Annotated in this window: 19 protein-coding genes, 2 tRNA genes and 1 pseudogene; 13 read left to right on the top strand and 9 right to left on the bottom strand. The window is 73.7% G+C overall.

Features of this window, described 5'->3' with window-relative positions; all coding sequences use genetic code 11:
- Positions 1-132 precede the first annotated feature (132 nt).
- Together PSED_RS09860 and PSED_RS09855 are read left to right on the top strand one after the other, a co-directional pair.
- The gene (locus PSED_RS09860) at positions 133-771 is read left to right on the top strand and encodes an HD domain-containing protein (protein ID WP_013674099.1); all 639 of its coding nucleotides are present in this window, start codon (positions 133-135) and stop codon (positions 769-771) included.
- Between the two features lie 29 nt (positions 772-800).
- A complete protein-coding gene (locus PSED_RS09855; protein WP_013674098.1) occupies positions 801-1,724 on the top strand; it encodes an NADP-dependent oxidoreductase in 924 nt (307 codons plus the stop codon).
- 6 nt (positions 1,725-1,730) lie between these two features.
- On the opposite strand, the gene PSED_RS09850 is transcribed toward PSED_RS09855, so the two are convergent.
- Positions 1,731-2,096: a hypothetical protein gene (locus PSED_RS09850; RefSeq protein ID WP_233899373.1), complete on the bottom strand. Its 366-nt coding sequence runs from the start codon at positions 2,094-2,096 to the stop codon at positions 1,731-1,733.
- 212 nt (positions 2,097-2,308) lie between these two features.
- On the opposite strand from PSED_RS09850, the gene PSED_RS09845 reads away from it, so the two are divergent.
- Genes PSED_RS09845 through PSED_RS09830 form a run of 4 tightly spaced genes read left to right on the top strand, consistent with a single transcriptional unit; the run spans position 2,309 to position 5,495 of the window.
- On the top strand, positions 2,309-3,436 hold the full coding sequence (locus PSED_RS09845; protein ID WP_013674096.1) for an ABC transporter permease: 1,128 nt from the start codon (positions 2,309-2,311) through the stop codon (positions 3,434-3,436).
- Positions 3,433-4,113: an ABC transporter ATP-binding protein gene (locus PSED_RS09840; RefSeq protein WP_013674095.1), complete on the top strand. Its 681-nt coding sequence runs from the start codon at positions 3,433-3,435 to the stop codon at positions 4,111-4,113. The genes PSED_RS09845 and PSED_RS09840 overlap by 4 nt, the downstream gene beginning before the upstream one ends.
- 30 nt (positions 4,114-4,143) lie before the next feature.
- Positions 4,144-4,734, top strand: coding sequence for a TetR/AcrR family transcriptional regulator (locus PSED_RS09835; protein WP_013674094.1), 591 nt, complete (start codon positions 4,144-4,146; stop codon positions 4,732-4,734).
- A gap of 53 nt (positions 4,735-4,787) precedes the next feature.
- Positions 4,788-5,495: a helix-turn-helix domain-containing protein gene (locus tag PSED_RS09830; RefSeq protein ID WP_041760860.1), complete on the top strand. Its 708-nt coding sequence runs from the start codon at positions 4,788-4,790 to the stop codon at positions 5,493-5,495.
- Between the two features lie 14 nt (positions 5,496-5,509).
- On the opposite strand, the gene PSED_RS09825 is transcribed toward PSED_RS09830, so the two are convergent.
- The 4 genes from PSED_RS09825 to PSED_RS09810 form a co-directional block, all read right to left on the bottom strand.
- Entirely contained in the window at positions 5,510-6,088 is a 579-nt protein-coding gene (locus tag PSED_RS09825) for a dihydrofolate reductase family protein (RefSeq protein WP_013674092.1), read from the bottom strand.
- A gap of 270 nt (positions 6,089-6,358) precedes the next feature.
- Positions 6,359-6,432, bottom strand: a tRNA-Gly gene (locus PSED_RS09820).
- A 52-nt stretch (positions 6,433-6,484) separates the two neighbouring features.
- Positions 6,485-7,270, bottom strand: coding sequence for a hypothetical protein (locus PSED_RS09815; RefSeq protein ID WP_013674091.1), 786 nt, complete (start codon positions 7,268-7,270; stop codon positions 6,485-6,487).
- Between the two features lie 49 nt (positions 7,271-7,319).
- Positions 7,320-7,769, bottom strand: coding sequence for a hypothetical protein (locus tag PSED_RS09810; protein ID WP_013674090.1), 450 nt, complete (start codon positions 7,767-7,769; stop codon positions 7,320-7,322).
- Between the two features lie 105 nt (positions 7,770-7,874).
- Here PSED_RS09810 and PSED_RS09805 point away from each other — a divergent pair.
- Both PSED_RS09805 and PSED_RS09800 read left to right on the top strand, forming a co-directional pair.
- A tRNA-Pro gene (locus PSED_RS09805) sits at positions 7,875-7,948 on the top strand.
- Between the two features lie 66 nt (positions 7,949-8,014).
- Positions 8,015-8,371: a nuclear transport factor 2 family protein gene (locus tag PSED_RS09800; RefSeq protein WP_013674089.1), complete on the top strand. Its 357-nt coding sequence runs from the start codon at positions 8,015-8,017 to the stop codon at positions 8,369-8,371.
- Here the strand turns inward: PSED_RS09800 and PSED_RS35495 are convergent.
- The gene (locus tag PSED_RS35495) at positions 8,338-9,558 is read right to left on the bottom strand and encodes an MFS transporter (protein WP_063821894.1); all 1,221 of its coding nucleotides are present in this window, start codon (positions 9,556-9,558) and stop codon (positions 8,338-8,340) included. The two genes, PSED_RS09800 and PSED_RS35495, sit on opposite strands and share 34 nt — an antisense overlap.
- A gap of 85 nt (positions 9,559-9,643) precedes the next feature.
- A pseudogene (locus PSED_RS35490) lies at positions 9,644-10,180 on the bottom strand (MFS transporter); the annotation flags it as partial.
- Between the two features lie 136 nt (positions 10,181-10,316).
- Between PSED_RS35490 and PSED_RS09790 the strand changes: the two are divergent.
- From PSED_RS09790 to trpS, 3 genes are all read left to right on the top strand, one after another.
- The gene (locus tag PSED_RS09790) at positions 10,317-11,267 is read left to right on the top strand and encodes a LysR family transcriptional regulator (RefSeq protein ID WP_041759468.1); all 951 of its coding nucleotides are present in this window, start codon (positions 10,317-10,319) and stop codon (positions 11,265-11,267) included.
- Positions 11,206-11,988, top strand: coding sequence for an alpha/beta fold hydrolase (locus PSED_RS09785; protein WP_083845134.1), 783 nt, complete (start codon positions 11,206-11,208; stop codon positions 11,986-11,988). The genes PSED_RS09790 and PSED_RS09785 overlap by 62 nt, the downstream gene beginning before the upstream one ends.
- Positions 11,989-12,155: 167 nt before the next feature.
- Positions 12,156-13,196, top strand: a complete 1,041-nt coding sequence (gene trpS, locus PSED_RS09780) for a tryptophan--tRNA ligase (RefSeq protein WP_013674087.1) — start codon at positions 12,156-12,158, stop codon at positions 13,194-13,196.
- Between the two features lie 10 nt (positions 13,197-13,206).
- On the opposite strand, the gene PSED_RS09775 is transcribed toward trpS, so the two are convergent.
- Positions 13,207-14,376 carry an MFS transporter gene (locus PSED_RS09775; RefSeq protein ID WP_013674086.1) on the bottom strand — a complete coding sequence of 390 codons (1,170 nt, stop codon included), beginning with the start codon at positions 14,374-14,376 and terminating at the stop codon, positions 13,207-13,209.
- A 53-nt stretch (positions 14,377-14,429) separates the two neighbouring features.
- On the opposite strand from PSED_RS09775, the gene PSED_RS09770 reads away from it, so the two are divergent.
- On the top strand, positions 14,430-15,200 hold the full coding sequence (locus tag PSED_RS09770) for an AraC family transcriptional regulator (RefSeq protein WP_013674085.1): 771 nt from the start codon (positions 14,430-14,432) through the stop codon (positions 15,198-15,200).
- Here PSED_RS09770 and PSED_RS09765 read toward each other — a convergent pair.
- Complete coding sequence (locus PSED_RS09765) at positions 15,197-16,021, bottom strand: class II aldolase/adducin family protein (RefSeq protein WP_013674084.1); 825 nt, start codon at positions 16,019-16,021, stop codon at positions 15,197-15,199. The two genes, PSED_RS09770 and PSED_RS09765, sit on opposite strands and share 4 nt — an antisense overlap.
- A 200-nt stretch (positions 16,022-16,221) precedes the next feature.
- Between PSED_RS09765 and PSED_RS09760 the strand changes: the two genes are divergently transcribed.
- Complete coding sequence (locus PSED_RS09760) at positions 16,222-16,956, top strand: DUF899 domain-containing protein (RefSeq protein WP_013674083.1); 735 nt, start codon at positions 16,222-16,224, stop codon at positions 16,954-16,956.
- The last annotated feature ends 15 nt before the right edge of the window (positions 16,957-16,971 follow it).

Genomic DNA, 16,971 nt, shown 5'->3' with positions numbered 1-16,971 from the left:
GCGGGTCCCGCCGCCGCCCGCTGTCCGGATCCGAGGGGTTCCTGGCCCGACGAGAGCGGCGCCGGGGGCGGGTCGATCGGCAGCATCGAGTGCGCAGGAGCTGTCGACGACCATCAGCGGAGGAAGCACGTCATGTCGGAGGTCATCGCGGGCGTGGCCGTGCCCGGGACGGAAGCGGCCGACGAGGCGACCCGCCTCGTGCGGGAGACCACCAGCCCGCTCGTCTACCACCATTCCCGTCGCGTGTTCCTCTTCGGCGGACTGCACGCCAGGCGGCTCGGCGTCGAACCCGACCCCGAGCTGCTGTATGTCGCCGCCCTGTTCCACGACACGGGTCTCACCAGGCCGTTCTCCGACGTGGAGCAGCGGTTCGAGGTCGACGGCGCCGACCACGCCCGCGCGTTCCTGCGCGCCCACGGCTTCTCCCCCGCGGCTGCCGAGACCGTGTGGACCGCGATCGCACTGCACACGACGCCGGGAATCCCCCCGCGCATGGGGCCGGAGGTCGCCACCACCTACCTGGGCGTCCTCACCGACGTTCTCGGCGTCGGCCTCGACGAGCTCCCCTCCGACGACGTGGCGGAGATCCTCGCCGTCCACCCCCGGGGGGACTTCAAGAACGAGTTCCTCCGCGCCTACGCCGAGGGGCTCGAGCACCGTCCGGAGACCACGAACGGCACCGTGAACTCCGACGTCCTCGAGCACTTCGTCCCGGGCTTCACCCGGACCACCACCGTCGAGCGCATCCTCGGCTCGCCCTGGCCGAGCTGATCCGGCCCGTCCCCGAAAGGAAGATCGACATGCACGCCATCACGGTTCGCGACCGGACCGCCAGTGTCGACGGCCTCACCCTCGCCGAGCTGCCGCACCCGCACGCCGCCGAGAACGACGTCGTCGTGCGGGTCCACGCCGCCGGCTTCATCCCCGGCGAGCTCGACTGGCCCGCCACCTGGACCGACCGCGCCGGTCGCGACCGCACGCCCAGCGTCCCGGGACACGAACTGTCCGGCGTCGTCGTCGAGCTCGGCTACGGCACCACCGGCCTCACCGTCGGGCAACGGGTGTTCGGGCTGACCGACTGGGCGCGCAACGGCACCCTGGCCGAGTACACCGCCGTGGAGGCCCGCAACCTCGCCCCGCTCCCCGCCGACATCGACCACACGGTGGCGGCCGCGCTGCCGATCTCGGGCCTGACCGCGTGGCAGGCACTCTTCGTCCACGGCGGACTCACCGCCGGGCAGACCGTGCTGATCCACGGCGCGGCCGGCGGCGTCGGGTCCATCGCCGTCCAGCTCGCGCGGGAGGCCGGCGCCCGGGTGATCGGGACCGGCCGGGCCGCCGACCGCGAGCCGGCGCGCGAGCTCGGCGCCCACGCGTTCCTCGACCTGGACGCCGACGCGCTGGAGGACGCCGGTCAGGTCGACGTCGTGCTCGACGTGATCGGTGGCGAGATCCTCGCGCGGTCGACCGCGCTCGTGCGCCCCGGTGGCACGCTCGTGACGATCGCGGAACCGCCCACGGCGCACCCCGAGGGCGGCCGTGCGGTCTTCTTCGTGGTCGAACCCGACCGGGCGCAGCTCGCGGACCTGGCCCTGCGGGTCCGTGACGGGCGGCTGCGACCCGTCGTCGGCGACGTCCGCCCGCTCGCGGAGGCACCCGACGCCTTCGCCCGCCGTCGGCGCCGCGGCAAGACGATCATCGAGGTCGCCGGCGACAGCTCGTGAGGGTCGTCAGACCCAGAAGACCGCGATGCCGACGTTGAGCACGGCCAACCCACCGATCGCCCAGAATGCCGCCGGGCCGAGGGTCTTGCGGCGCCCGACGATGACGAGGGCCAGCAGCACCACCACCACGCCGAGCTTGACGGCGATCTTGGTGTTGTCGACGGGGAGGTCGAGCGCACCCTCCCGCAGTCCGACGAGCGCGACGCCCGTGACGAGCTGGGTGAGCGCGCCGTGCAGCATCCCGGTCGCGGGACGGCGGCGGCCCTCCACCGCCGGCTCCCGCAGCTGCGCGACGAAGGCACCGAGCAGCACCGCCAGACCGATGAAGTGCAGGAACAGCAACACGAGCCTGAGGAACTCCACGGCACTCACTCACTCTCACGGTCGATGTAACCAGGGCCCGCCGGTGCGCCGAGCCGGCGCCCCCTGCGCCCGAGATCGGACTTTTCGGACTCGTCCGGTAGGATACCAACGCCCTGTCGGGAACTTACGCGACGGCCCCCACGGACCCTCCCGCGAAGATGCCGACACCATGTCGGTAACGTTGCCGACATGGTGTCGACAAGAGTGCTGCGACGTGACCGATGTTCCTGACCCTGCGAGAGCTCGCCTTCGCCCGCGGCCGTTTCGCCCTGATGGGTGCGGTCGTCGCGCTGATAGCGGTGCTGATGGTGCTGCTGTCCGGCCTGTCGGTGGGGCTGGTGAACGACGGCGTCTCCGGCCTGCAGAAGCTGCCGGTCACGTCCCTGGCCTTCGAACGCGGTGTCCCGACCGACTCCGCGTTCTCGCGCAGCGTCGTCGACTCCGCGGCCGTCGCCCGGTGGGCGGAGCGCGACGGCGTCACGGACGCTGCACCGCTGGGGAACACACTGGTCAACGCCAAGTCCGACCGGGGCACGGAGATCGATCTCGCGCTGTTCGGGGTGCAGCCGGGCTCGTTCGTCGATCCTGATCCGGCTCAGGGCGCCCGGCTCGGCTCGGCTCCGCACGAGATCGTGGTGAGCGCGACCGCGATCGACGCGGGCCTGCGGCTCGGTGACACCGTCACCCTCGACCGCATCGGGACCGAGCTGACCGTCGTCGGCGTCCTGGACGGCCAGCACACCTTCGGCCACGTCGACGTCGGCTACGTGCCGCTGCGCACGTGGCAGGAGATCCGGGCCGGGGCCGGCCCCGGCGACCCGGTTCCCGCGCACGCCTACGACGAGATCACCGCCGTGGCCCTGCGCACCGCGCCGGGCACGGACCTCGCCGCGGGCGACGAGGCGGCCGGGACGGCGTCGATGACCCTGGAGGAGTCCTTCGGCGCCTCGCCCGGCTACACCGCCGAGACGGCGACCCTCGGGATGATCCAGGTGTTCCTGTACGCGATCTCGGCACTGGTCGTGGGCGCCTTCTTCACCGTCCTGGTCATCCAGCGCAAGCCCGAGATCGCGGTCCTGCGCGCGATGGGCGCCGCGACGGGCTACGTGCTGCGCGACAGCCTGCTGCAGTCGGCGGTCCTGCTCGTGGTCTCGACCGTCGTCGGTGTCGCCGCCGGCGTCGCGGCGGGGGCCGGGCTCTCGGCGACCCCCATGCCCTTCGCGCTCGACCTCGGCGCCGTCGGTGTCGCAGCACTCCTCCTGGTGGCGCTCGGCATGGTCGGAGCGGCCGTCGCGGTGCTGCGCGTCACCAGGGTCGACCCGCTCACCGCCCTGGGAGGCAACCGATGACCACCGGACTTCTGCTGGAACGTGTCACCCTGCGCCACGGCGACGGCGAGGACGAGACCGTCGCGCTCGACGACGTGTCGCTGCACGTCGAGCCGGGCGAGATCGTCGCGGTCGTCGGACCGTCCGGGGCGGGCAAGTCGAGCCTGCTCGCGGTCGCGGGCGGGCTCACGGTGCCCGACGCGGGCCGGGTCGTCGTCGACGGCGTCGACCTCGCCGGGCCGGAACGAGTGCGGGCGCGAATCCGCCGCACCCGCATCGGCTACGTCTTCCAGAGCAACAACCTGCTGCCCGCGCTGACCGCCGTCGACCAGGTGCGGCTGCCACTGACGTTCGGCCGGATCGAGAACCCGCGGGACCCGGTCGAGCTGCTCGCCGAGGTCGGCATGGAGCACAAGAGCGGCCGCAGGCCGCATCAGCTCTCCGGCGGGGAACGCCAGCGCGTCGGAGTGGCCCGGGCGCTCGTCACCCGGCCCGGTGTGCTGCTCGTGGACGAGCCGACGTCCGCACTGGACCGCCGGCGCAGCCACGAGGTACTCGCCCTGCTCGCCCAGGAGACCCACGAGCACCACATGGCTACTGTTGTCGTCACGCACGATCACGACGTGCTGCGGCACTGCGACCGGGTGTTCGAGATGATCGACGGCAGGCTGACCGAGGAGCGGCCTGCCATGGCGTGACCGAGTGGTTCCACCCGGGAGGAGGATGACGTGCCCCGCATCCAGGCTCCCACCGTTGCCGAGCACCGCGAGCGGCAGCGGCGGGCGATCCTCGATGCGGCACGTGCGCTGCTGGCCGAGACCGGGCAGGCGCCGTCGCTGGCCGCCGTCGGCGCGCGGATCGGTCTCGCCAGGCCCAGCGTCTACCAGTACTTCCCCTCTCGCGAGGCGCTGCTCGAGGCCGTCGTCGCCGAGGTCTTTCCCGCGTGGACCCGGCACGTGCTCGATCGCGTGGCCGCCGCCGGCACCCCCGCGGAGCGGGTCTGGGCCTACGTCGAGGCGAACGTCGAGCTCTTCACCGGGCCCGAGCAGGCGATCGCGAAGGCCCTGCGCACCCTGATCGACCCGGCCGTGCTGCACGCCCACAGCGCGCAGCTCCACACCCAGCTCCGCGAGCCCCTCATCGACGCGCTGCGTGGGCTCGACGAGGCGGACCCCGAGCGGATGGCCGAGCTGATCAACGCCGCGGTCCTGCGCGCCTCCCAGGACCTCGCCCCGCACGACGCCGCCGCGGCGCTGGCGCTCCTCGGTCGCCTGCTGCGCCCCTACCTCCGGGCCCGCGAGGTCGGCACGCGGTCGTGACCGCGCCGGGCCACGGGCTCCCCGCCGACCGGCGAGGCCGCGAGAATGCGGGCATGGGGCTGCGGTTCACCACGCGCACGTCGGACTCGCCGTGGGTCGACGCGGTGTGGACGTGCACCAGCGATCAGGTCGGCGAGATGACCTCGGTCGCGGCGCCCCGATGGGGGCTGGTCTTCTGGGAGTGCGACGGCCGGGCCCATGCCGGGGTGACCGGTCCGGAGACCGCGACCGGCAGCGCGCCGGTCCCCGAGGGCGCGAGCTTCGTGGGCATCGAGTTCGCGATCGGCACGTCGCTGCGGGACCTCCCGGTCGCATCGCTCGTCGACGGCGGGGTGGAGCTCGCCGACGCGACGCGGACGTCGTTCCGGCTCTGCGGGTCACGCCGCTGGGAACGGCCGGCCCCCGACGACGCGGAGGCCCTGGTCGCGCGCCTCGTCAGGGACGGCGCGGTGGTTCGCGACCCGATCGTCGGCGAGGTGCTGCGCGGCGGCCGCCCCGCCGTGTCGGACCGCACGCTGGAACGGCGGTTCCGGGCGGCGACCGGGCTCACCCGGGGTGCGGTGCGTCAGATGGAGCGCGCACGCGAGGCGGCCCACCTGCTGGCCGCGGGGAAGGCGGCCACCGACGTCGTCGCCTCGCTCGGCTACTTCGACCAGCCGCACCTGGCGCGTGCGCTGCGCCGCTACGTCGGGCGGACGGCCACCCAGCTGCAGGACGGCGGCGCCGGGGCCCTCGCGCTGGACCTCGGCTCGTTCTCGTGAGCGGCGGCCGGCCTTCAGCCGGCCACGTCGTAGAGCAGCTTCACGACGCCGTTGGGATAGCCCTGCGAGTCGCGCAGCCGCAGCCTCTGCCGCTCGCGGTCGGCGTCGCTGAACAGACTCTTGCCGGCGCCGAGCAGCACCGGGAACACCAGCAGGTTGTAGCGGTCGATCAGCCCCGCGTCCGAGAGCCCGCGGGCCAGCTCGGCGCTGCCGTGGATGAAGATCGCCCCGCCCTCGCCCTTCTTCAGCTCTGCGACGTCGGTGGTCGAGCGCAGGATCGTGGTCTCGCCCCAGCCGTCGACGAGAGAGTCCTGCGAGATCGTCGAGGAGACCACGTACTTCGGCAGGTCCTTGTAGGCCGCGTGGTCCTGCGAGTCGCGCCACGTCGGGGCGAAGGCCTCGTAGCTGCGCCGGCCGAACATCAGGGCCGTGGTCTCCGCGAGCTCCTCGCCCTTGAGCGCGAACGCCTCGGGCAGGAACTCGACGTCCTTGAACACCCAGCCTCCGCTGCGGTGCTCCTCCCCCGGTCCACCGCCCGGCGAGTCCACGACGCCGTCGAGCGACATGAACGCGGTGTAGACGAGGTCGCGCATCCTGGGGGTCTCCTTCCGGTCCGACGGCGTGCGGCCGTCGACGTCCTCGGTCCGCGTACGTTATGTCGCCGCTGTCCGCCGGTCTTGGACAGAACCGACAAGCCGACGAGCGCGCCCGTCCGGCCAGGGAGTCCGGCCACCGCCGGCGCGACGTGACCGGTCTTCCGGGGCGCGACCGCGGACTCCTGTCGGACCAGCTCACCGGACGGGCGCTCGTGGCGAGCGATACTTCCCGAGCGGCCGCGCCTGCGGCGCGTGCGCCGGCAGGCCTGGAGCGGGCGACGGGAATCGAACCCGCGTAGCCAGTTTGGAAGACTGGGGCTCTACCATTGAGCTACGCCCGCGTGGCCGGTCGCCCGGCCCCCTTCAGCCTAGCGGACCCCGCCCGCGCCACAGTCAGAGGTTCACCGCGTCGCCGTCGAGGCGCAGCGAGTCGTCGGGTCCCACCGGCAGGGCCTCGAGGTCCGGGCTGCCCAGGACCGCGGCCACGAGCTCGGCGGATCCGCCGACCAGCGTCGAGTCGAAGTCGATCTCCGACGCCACGCACCAGGAGCGGTCGGCGGCCCAGAACAGGGTCGGCGACTGCGTCGCGAACTCGCCCCACGAGTAGGTGTGCCCGATCCGCACGGCGTCCCGCAGCGGCCCGGAGAAGACGATGTGGTCCCGGTGCGGCAGCCGCAGCCGCGGACCGTCGAGGACCTCGCGGGGCAGCTCCGGCGGAACCTCCTCGTCACTGCCGACGACCACGACCGCCGGGCTGCCGTGGATCCAGCCGAACCCCTCCCAGAGCGCGAAGAAGCACGGCGTCCCGGGGGCGCCGAGCAGCCCGAGCAGGGTGTCGAGGGCCGCCCGGCCGAGGTTGCCGACGTCCGGCGCGACGTCGCGCCAGCGCGCGTCGTAGGTGATCGGGACGCCCGGCGGCACGGCGATCGCGCTCCACTGGGCCAGTGCGTGCAGCCGGCGCCCGGTCGCGCGGCAGACGTCGGCCCAGCGCAGCGGCGCACCGTCGAACGACGGACCGGGCGCCGGGACGGGATGCAGGACGCGGGCGTACGCCGCGTAGCCGCGTGGCACGACCGAGCCGACGTAGCCGAACGGGCCGCCGAGCCGCTCCCCGATCCACTCGCCCACCCCGACGTCGCGTCGCCACCTCAGCTCCCCCAGGTCCACGACGACGATCATGCGACGTCCCCGGGCACGACGCAGGTCGTTTCGTCCGGCCGGCGCGGCGCTAGTGAGCCTTCCCGCACGACCGCGGGGTCATCGCATCTGCGTAGATCTCGATCGACCGCCCGTCGCTCACCGAGATGCCGCCGCCCGCGGGCCCGAGGGTGCGGGTCAGCATCATCCACGTGACCTCCAGCGCAGCGAGCCAGCGCGCCTCGCTGTCCCAGCCCGCGCGGGCGAGGCACGCATCCGGGTGCGTGGCCCGCTTCACGGCGTCGATCCGCTGGTCCGTGATCCACCGCAGCGCCTCACGGGGGTCGTCGGTCGTCCCCTCGTACCGGGCTCCGACGAGCTCGCGCCACCGCTCGATCCGGTACCGCGCCGGGTCCCCCGTGGTGACCTCGCCGACCGTGAGGTGCCAGTGCGTGACGCCGAGCTCGCGCCACCGACCGGAGTCGGTCAGGCCGTCCTCGTCGAGATGCGGGAGCACGCCGCGGAACGTAGCGACCCCCACCGACGAAACCGGCCCTCGACGCCACCACCCGTGGGGGCGCCGGGAGACGCCTGCCGTCCGTGCTAGCGTTACGTGTCCGATAGGGGTGTTTTCCCAGGTCAGACACGGGGTGTGGCGCAGCTTGGTAGCGCACTCGCTTTGGGAGCGAGGGGCCGTGGGTTCAAATCCCGCCACCCCGACTTCGTGGCACCGTCGCGGGGCGTAACTCCGTTGCCGGTCCGCGGGCTGCGGCCCACCATCGAGGCATGGCCGAGGACACCGATCTGCGCGACGTCATCGAGTGCGAGCTGCGCCTGCTGGACCCGGCCGTCCGCACCGACCCGCGGCGCGCCGCGGAGCTGCTCGACCCGCAGTTCCACGAGTTCGGTGCGTCGGGCCGGGTGTGGGACCGGGCGGCGGCCCTGCAGGTGATGGCCGGGGGCGGTGGTCGCCGGCCGCTCACCGACACGATGGTCGCCACCCGGCTGGCGGCGGACGTCGTCCTGCTGACCTACCGGACGCGTCGGCCCGGCCGGACGGCGCTGCGCAGCTCGCTGTGGCGGCGCCGCGACGGCGGTCCGTGGCGGGTCTACTTCCACCAGGGCACGGTGGCGGTCGGCTGAGCTGCGGCGGCGCCGGTCGGACGGGTCCCGCGGCGCAGCAGCGGAAGCAGGGCGAGCCCCGCGAGGACGGTCACGGTGACGGCGCCGGTGGAGCCGAAGATCGTGTAGCCGGACTCGACGTCGACACCGACGAGCGTCGTCACGGTCCAGCCCAGCGCCCACAGCAGCGGCACGAGGATCGCCCAGCCGATCCGGTGCCGCAGGTCGGCGGGCAGCGCCGCCGCCTGGGCCACGCCGAGGGGGATCCCGGTGAGCAGGCCCATCAGCGCCAGGTCGGCGAGGGTGGTCCGGTAGCCGACGGCCGCGGCGCCCAGCACGAGCCCCGCGGCCATGCCGACGGTCGTCGCCGGGATCCAGCGCACCGGCCGGAGCAGGCCGAGGCTCGCCGCGCTCTGCCCGGCGCCGAGGACGAGGCCGGTCACTGCGCCGCCGACCAGGGCGGAGGCGGGGTCGTCGACGGGCCCGACGACCCCGCCGAGGATCCCGGCGAGCGGGAAGGCGAGGAAGCCGAGGGTCCAGATGCCGAGACGCCGCCAGGGGAACGCCGCGGGCGGGGCGTCGGGGGGACGGTTCTGAGTCATGCGGGAAGCGTCGGGCCGGCCGCTGACGATCCGCTGACGGTGACCTGACGAGCGGGCCGCCGCGTCAGGCCGCTCGGGCGTGGCTGCCGGGCGGCCGGCCGACGTCAGCCACGGCGTCGCCAGCAGCAGTACCCCCGCGGCGCCGATCGCGAGGCGGGGACCGGTCAGCCCGGCGAGCAGGCCCCAGAGCGTCGTCAGGAGCGCGATGGTCGCGCTGCTCGTCGTCGACCAGGCCGCCAGCATCCGCGCCCGGCTGCCGGGGTCGGTGGCCTGCAGCCGCTCGGTGGCCATCGCGGGGTTGAACACGCCGATGCACAGGATCAGCCCGAACTCGACGACCATCACCGTCAGCAGGCCCGGGAGACCCGGTCCGACGGCCACCAGCCCGACGGGCCAGCACACCCGCGCGACGCCGAACACGCGCAGCACCCGCTGCCGGCCCCAGCGGGCGACGATCCGCGGGGCCAGCCGCGAGCCCACGATTCCGCCGAGGCAGGGCAGCGCGAAGGCCAGTCCGTACTCCCACGTCGGGAAGCCCAGCGGGCCGAGCATCAGGAACGTCAGCAGCGGTTCGCACGCCATGATCAGCCCGTTGACGGCCAGCACGTCGAGGAACAGCCGGCCGCAACGTCGGGTGCCGCCAGAGGTACCGCCACCCCTCGACGAGGTCTCCGGCCCGCAGCCGGTCCGGGCGCGGCGGCCGCTCCTCGGTCCCGCCGATCGCCGCGACACCCACCGCCGAGAGCAGATAGCCGGCGGCGTCGGCGACGATCGTCGTGACAGGCCCGAGCAGGCCCATCGCGGCGCCGCCGACCATGGGGCCGACGACCGTCGCGGACCACTGCGTCGACTCGAACCGGCTGTGGGCGGCGAGCAGGCGAGCTGGCGCGACGACCGTCGGGAGGAAGGCGCCGCTCGCTGCGGTGAACGCGATCTTCGCCGCCGCCACGACGACCGCGACGACGACGAGCTGACCGAAGCCGAGGACGCCGAGCCAGTACGCCACCGGGACCGATGCCATCGCGGCGCAGCGGACGAGGTCGGTCACGATCATCACCGGACGCTTGCGGCGGAACTCCACCCATGGTCCGAGCGGCACGGCGAGCACCGCGCCGACCGCGAGCCCGCACGCGGACAGCAGCGAGACCTGCGCCGCGCTCGCCCCGAGCACGGTGATCGCGACGAACGCGAACGCGCCGAACCCCAGCGCCGTCCCGTAGGTGCTCACGGCGTAGGCCGCCCACAGCCACCCGAACCGACGTCCCAGCCCCACGGCGGCGGATGCAACCAGGACGTGGCGCCCGGCGTCGAACAACGGGCCCGCCCGTGCGCCACAACCGCTGGTTGTCTCCTACGGTCGGGGCGTGGATCTCGAGGCCGTGCGGACGTTCGTCGCGGTGGCCGACACCGGGCAGTTCCAGAGCGCGGGCGACGAGCTGCGCGTGACCCAGCAGGCCGTCTCCAAGCGCGTCGCCGCCCTGGAGCGCGCCCCCGGCGTCCGGTTGTTCACCCGGACCCCGCGCGGCGCCCGGCTCAGCGTCGACGGCCGGGCGTTCCTCCCGCACGCCCGCGAGCTGCTGGCCGCGCAGCAGCGCGCGCTCGCGTCGGTGGCGCCCGGACGGCGGGCGCTGCGCGTCGACGTCCTCAACCGGCGGACCGCGCCGGCGACCCTGCTGCACGCGTTCTACCAGCAGGATCCGAGCGTGGTGCTCGACGTCGTGACCCTGCCCGACGTCGCCGTAGGGCCGGCCCTCGACGCGGTGACCACTGGGACCGTCGACGCCACGTTCCGGGCGCTGGTCGACGGCCCCGACCGGCTCGCGGGCACTCCGCTGGAGGCGGCACGCGTCGTGCTCGAGCCGCACGAGCTCCTCGTCGGTCCGGCGCACGCACTGGCCGACGCGCGGGCGGTGACGCTCGCCGAGCTCGCCGCCCATCCGGTCTGGATGCCGGGGCTCGCGCCCGGCGGGGAGGCGAGCACGTACTACGCCGAGCTCGCGGAGACGTTCGGGCTGACGATCGATCTCGGCGGCCCGCTGTTCAGCGCCGAGGTGCAGCTGACGGAGATCGCCGCGTCGCCGACGCTGGCGACACTGGTCGGCCCCGGCTCGCGCTACTTCTGGCCCGCGAGCTACGACCTGCGGCGCATCCCCGTCGTCGACCCGGTCCCGGTGTTCCCGCTGTCGGTCGTGTGGCGGCGCGACAACGCGCATCCGGTGCTCGCGTCGCTGCTCGCGTTCCTGCGCGACCGCCATGGGTCCCGGGCCCGCGGCGACGAATGGCTGCCGCGGTGGGCCCGGCGGCCGGATCTATGATCACGGTCGTGTCCACGTTCATCCTGGTCGCGGGTTCGTTCCACGGCGGGTGGTCGTGGCGGCGGACGGCCCGGCTGCTGCGGGCGCGAGGCCACGAGGTGTACGCGCCGTCGCTGACCGGGATGGGCGAGCGGGCGCACCTCACGACGCCGGACGGGATCGGGCTCGGCACCACGTCGACGACGTCCTCGCCGTGGTCGACGCCGAGGAGCTCACGGACGTGGTGCTGGTCGGCCACAGCTACGCCGGTGTCGTGGTGGGCAGCGTCGTCGACAGGCGTCCCGAGCCGTTCCGCCGCGTCGTCTATCTCGACGCCCTGGTCCCCGAGGACGGCCGCTCGGTGATCGACCTGCTGGGGCCCGCCGGCGGCTACTTCCTGGACCGGGCCGACGAGGAGGCCGGGGTCATCCCGCTCGACGAGGAGTCGCTCGACCGCTGGGGCCTGGTCCGCCCGGCCGACCGCGACTGGGTCCGCAGGCGGGCGAGCCCGCAGCCGCTCGCGACGTTCACCGACGCGGCCGCGATGAGCCGCGCCGTCGAGGCCTCCGGCGTCCCGGTGACCTACGTGTACTGCACGGTCAAGCCACGGGTGGACCTCTTCACCGCGATCGCGGAGCGGACGAAGGCCGATCCCGCGTGGGACCACGTCGCGCTCGCGGGCCCGCACGACTGCATGATCACCCATCCCGTCGAGACCGCGGACGTCCTGGCCGCGCTCTGACGACCGGCTATGCTCGGGGCGTGCGTTCCACCCGACTCACCTGGTGGCGGCTGCTCGTCGCAGCCAGATAGACGCACGTCCGCGGGCTGCACGAGCAGCCCGCGCCTCGTCCCTCCCGGGGACCGGTCGGCTGCCGTGCGGCCACCGAACCCGAGGAGAGACGACCGATGGACTCCTACGCCGCCACGGTCGCGCGCATGCCCGCCCTGCGCGCCGCCGTCGCCGCCGACCCGCAGCGCCATCGTGTGCTGACGGGCGAACGACCGACCGGCCCGCTGCACCTGGGCCATCTGCTGGGCACGATCGTCGAACGGGTCCGGCTGCAGCGCTCGGGCGTCGAGATCATGGTGATCCTGGCCGACTACCAGGTGACCACCGACCGCGACGTCGCCGTGCACCTGCGCGAGTACGTGCGCGGCGCGGTGCTCGACCAGCTCGCCGCCGGGCTCGACCCGCAGGCCACGACGTTCTTCGTGCACTCGGCCGTGCCGGCGCTCAACCAGCTGCTGCTGCCGTTCCTGAGCCTGGTCTCGGAGGCCGAGCTGCACCGCAACCCGACGGTGCGCGCCGAGCACGAGCTCTCCGGGCGCGCGCTGTCGGGGCTGATGCTCACCTACCCGGTGCACCAGGCCGCCGACATCCTGTTCTGCAAGGCCGACCTGGTGCCGGTCGGCAAGGACCAGCTCCCGCACGTCGAGCTGACCCGCGTGATCGCGCGCCGCTTCGCCGAGCGCTACGGCCCCGCGTTCGGCGTCCCGGAGCCCATGCTCACCGACGCGCCCGACATCCCGGGGCTCGACGGGCAGAAGATGTCGAAGTCACGCGGCAACGCCATCGGTCTCGACAGCACCGCCGACGAGACCGCCGCGCTGATCCGCCGCGCCCGCACCGACGGCGAACGGCGCATCACGTTCGACCCGCAGGGCCGTCCGGGGGTGTCGGCTCTGTTGTCGACGGCCGCGCTCTGCACCGGCCGCGCCCCGCAGGAGATCGCCGAGGAGATCGGCGACGGCGGTAGCGGCCTGCTCAAGAAGGTGGCGACCGAGGCCGTCAACACGTTTCTCGCGCCGCACCGGGCCCGCCGCGCCGAGCTCGCGGCCGAGCCCGGCCTGGTCGAGGACGTCCTGAGCCGCGGCAACGAGCGCGCGAACATGATCGCGTCGGCGACCCTCGACGAGGTCCGGGAGGCGATGGGGATGCGCTACTGATGGGGATGCGCTACCGAGGGCCGGGCTCCCGCAGGAACGCCGACAGGACGACCGCCACGACGGGGACGACCGCGAGCACCACCAGCACCCCGCGGGGCCCGTGCGCGTCCGCGACGAGGCCCAGCAGGGGCAGCACCAGGCCGCCCGCGCTGACCGCGAGCCCGAGGGTGACGCCCGCGGCCGTGCCCGGGCGCGTCGGGAGGTAGTCCTGGCCGAGCTTGACCAGCACCGCGAACGGGATGTTGGTGACCAGCCCGACGAGCAGCGCCAGCGGCAGGGCCGCGAACTCGTTGTCGCACAACAGCATCGCGACGAGCGCGGGGACCAGCAGCGCGTTGCCGAGCCGGACGGTGCGGACCATGCCGATCCGGTCGGCGATCCGGCCTCCGCCGAGTGTCCCGAGGACGCCCCCGGCCAGCTGCAGCGTCAGCGCGACACCACCGAGCAGGCTCGTCGCCCCGAGGTCGCGGATCCAGTAGAGCGCGATGAACGTGTTGACCCCGAAGGACACGGTCGACCGGACGACCTCGACGGCGGTCAGCGTCGCGAAGAGCCGGGGCCGGTCGACGCCGGGTCGGCGGACCGAGGCCGACGTGGCGGGGAGGGTGCGGCGCTGGTGGCGCAGCAGCACGAACCCCATGAGCACGGCGGGTGGGACGAACAGTGCCGTGGCCCCGACACCGAGGGCGTCGAGAGCCGGCGTCGCCAGGGCGGGAGCGACGAAGAACCCGACGCTGCCGCCCGCCGCGAAGTAGCTCATCGCGGTCGCGCTGCCCCCGGCGGCCCGCCGCGCGTCGCGGCCGGCGGGCGGATGGAACATCGCGACGCCCAGGCCGGAGACCAGCAGCGACACGAACATGAGCGGGTAGGCCGGGACGAGCCCGGCGACACCCGCGCCGATCCCGGCCAGGCTGATCCCGAGCGGGGACATCCACGGCAGCCTGCGGCGGTCGGCGAGCACGCCGACGGCGATCTGCGGCAGCGCGCTGCCCAGCGTCGCCGCGAGCGCGAGCCCGGACGCGCCGAGGTAGCCGATGTCGCGCTGCAGCACGAAGTACGGCACGGCGGCCGGCACGAGGCCCTGGTAGAAGTCGTCGACGGCGTGCGCGGCGGCCCACACCCGCATGCGCCGCCAGTGCGACGCCGGTTCTGCGACGGCGGTGGTCTCGAACGTGCTCACCGCTCCACGATCATCGTCGCGACGCCGACGGGCTTCCGATAATCTGCCGTTCGATGTCGGACATCCGCCACATGCCGGAGGCGCCCACCCACTCCGCGGCACACGAGGCCGGGGACGTGATCGACCGGCACCGCCACGACGACCACCAGCTGATCTACCTGAGCACCGGCGTACTCGCGATCCGCACCGCGCGCGGCGACTGGGTGGCCTCCAGCGACCGCGCGGTCTGGGTGCCGGCGGGGGTCTGGCACGAGCACCGGTTCTACGGGCGCGCGTCGTTCCACACGGTCGGCTTCCCGGTCGCGACCACACCGCTCACCGGGAGCTCGCCGACCGTCGTCGCCGTCGACGGCCTGCTGCGCGAGCTGATCGTCGCGTGCACCGAGGACGGGCTCCCCGCCGCGGAGTCGGCGCGCATCCGGGCCGTGCTCGGCGACCGGCTGCGCCGTGCCTCGGTCCAGCCGCTGCGGCTGCCGACCGCTCGCGATCCCCGGCTGGCCGACGCCTGCCGCATCGTCGAGGACGACCTGCGCACGCCACGCTCGCTGGCGGAGCTGGCGCGGGCCGTCGGGGCGGGCGAACGGACGCTGACCCGGCTGTACCGCACCGAGTTCGGCATGACCTACCCGCAGTGGCGCACCCGGGTCCGGGTCTTCCACGCGATGATCCGGCTCGCCGAGGGCGCGACCGTCACCGAGACCGCGCACCTCTGCGGATGGGCGACGACGAGCGCGTTCGTCGACACCTTCGCGCGCACGATGGGCCACACCCCCGGCACGCACCGGTCCGCCGCGGCGGACCGGTCACCGCACGACGGGCGCTAGTCGAACAGGTCGGGGTCGGTCCGGACGATCTCGTCCCACAGCGGCTGGAAGGAGAACCAGCCCGCGTAGGGGCTACCGGTCTGCTCGCGGGTGAAGCGCGCGTTCTCCGGGTCGATCAGCTTCGGCGTGCCCGCGGCCTCGGCGAGCAGCTGCGCCTGCGCGTTGCGCTCCATCTGCACGAACCACCACGCGGCCTCCGCGACCGTGTCCCCGACGGTGAAGATGCCGTGGTTCTGGTGGATCGCGGCGCGCTTGTCGCCCAGGCCCTTGGCCAGCAGCCTCGCGGCCTCCTCGTCGACGACGACGGCGCCCGCACCGTCGGTGACGACGACGTGGTTCTCGTAGAGCGCGCAGGCGTCCTGCGTGATCGGGTCGAGCACCCGCCCCAGCGACGACCAGGCCTTCCCGTGCACCGCGTGCGCGTGGCACGCCGCGACGACGTCGGGACGCGCCTCGTGGATCGCGGAGTGGATGACGAAGCCCGCCCGGTTGACCGGCCGGGTGCCGTGGTGGATGCGGCCCGTGTGGTCGACGAGCAGCAGGTCCGAGGCCCGGACGTGCCGGAACGACATGCCGAACGGGTTGACCCAGAACATGTCCGGGTCCTCGGGGTCGCGCGCGGTGATGTGCCCGGCGACGCCCTCGCCGAAGCCGAACCGGCCGAAGATCCGGCACGCCCCGGCGACCTGCTCCTTGCGGTGCCTGCGCTCCTCCGCGCTGGTCGCGAAGACCGGCGGCCGGGGCAGCGAGATGCCCTGCTGTCCGGGCTCGAAGGCCGTCATCGTGGCGTCGGCGGGGGTCGTGTCAGCGGGCGCAGCCATACGACGACCGTGCGCCGGTTCGCGGCCGAAAGCAAGACGGCGTACGCGCGACGCGGCAGAGCGGGACATGACCGCAGCGGCCCTCAGCGGCGCCCGACGAACGCGCATCGGAGTGCCGCAGCACACCACAGTCCCCGATGAGTCCGGGCCCGCGCCGCAGTCACCACCACAGGACGGACACCCCGACCGAGGGAGAGACGATGGCACTGCCCCGGATCGCGAGCCGCGACGAGTGGCTGGCCGCACGCATCGACCTGCTCGCCGAGGAGAAGGCGCTCACCCGCGCCCGCGACGCGCTGAACACGAAGCGGCGTGAGCTGCCCATGGTCGAGATCGACAAGGACTACCGCTTCACCGGTCCCGAGGGCGAGGTGGGGCTGGCCGACCTGTTCGCGGGCCGCCGCCAGCTCGTGGTCGTGCACTTCATGTTCGACCCGTCGTGGGAGGAGGGCTGCACCAGCTGCACCGCGGGCGCCGCCGAGCGGTCGCAGGGCCTGCTCGAGCACCTCGCCGTGCGCGACACCTCCCTCGTCCACGTCTCGCGGGCGCCGCTGCCGAAGATCGAGCGGTACAAGGCGAAGATGGGCTGGACGCTCCCCTGGTACTCCTCGTACGGCAGCGACTTCAACCACGACTTCCACGTCACGCTCGACGACGGCGTCCTGCCCGCGGAGTACAACTACCGCCCGGCCGCCGCGTACGGCCCCACGTGGACCGGCGACGCCCAGCCGTTCGAGATGCCGGGGCTGTCCTGCTTCCTGCGCGACGGCGACCGCGTCTTCCACACGTACTCGCAGTACGCGCGGGGCACCGAGTCGACGGGCGGGTCGTACTACTACCTCGACCTCACCGCGCTCGGCCGTCAGGAGGACTGGGAGGAGCCCGCGGGTCGCGCCGACCACGTGCGGTCCAACCAGCCGGACTTCTCGTCGTGACACCGATGAGCACCC

The organism is Pseudonocardia benzenivorans CB1190, assembly GCF_000196675.2.
In the GTDB taxonomy this organism is placed as follows: Bacteria; Actinomycetota; Actinomycetes; order Mycobacteriales; family Pseudonocardiaceae; genus Pseudonocardia; species Pseudonocardia benzenivorans.
Note: the sequence above shows the minus strand (reverse complement) of the source record. Positions and strands in the feature narration are given on the sequence as shown.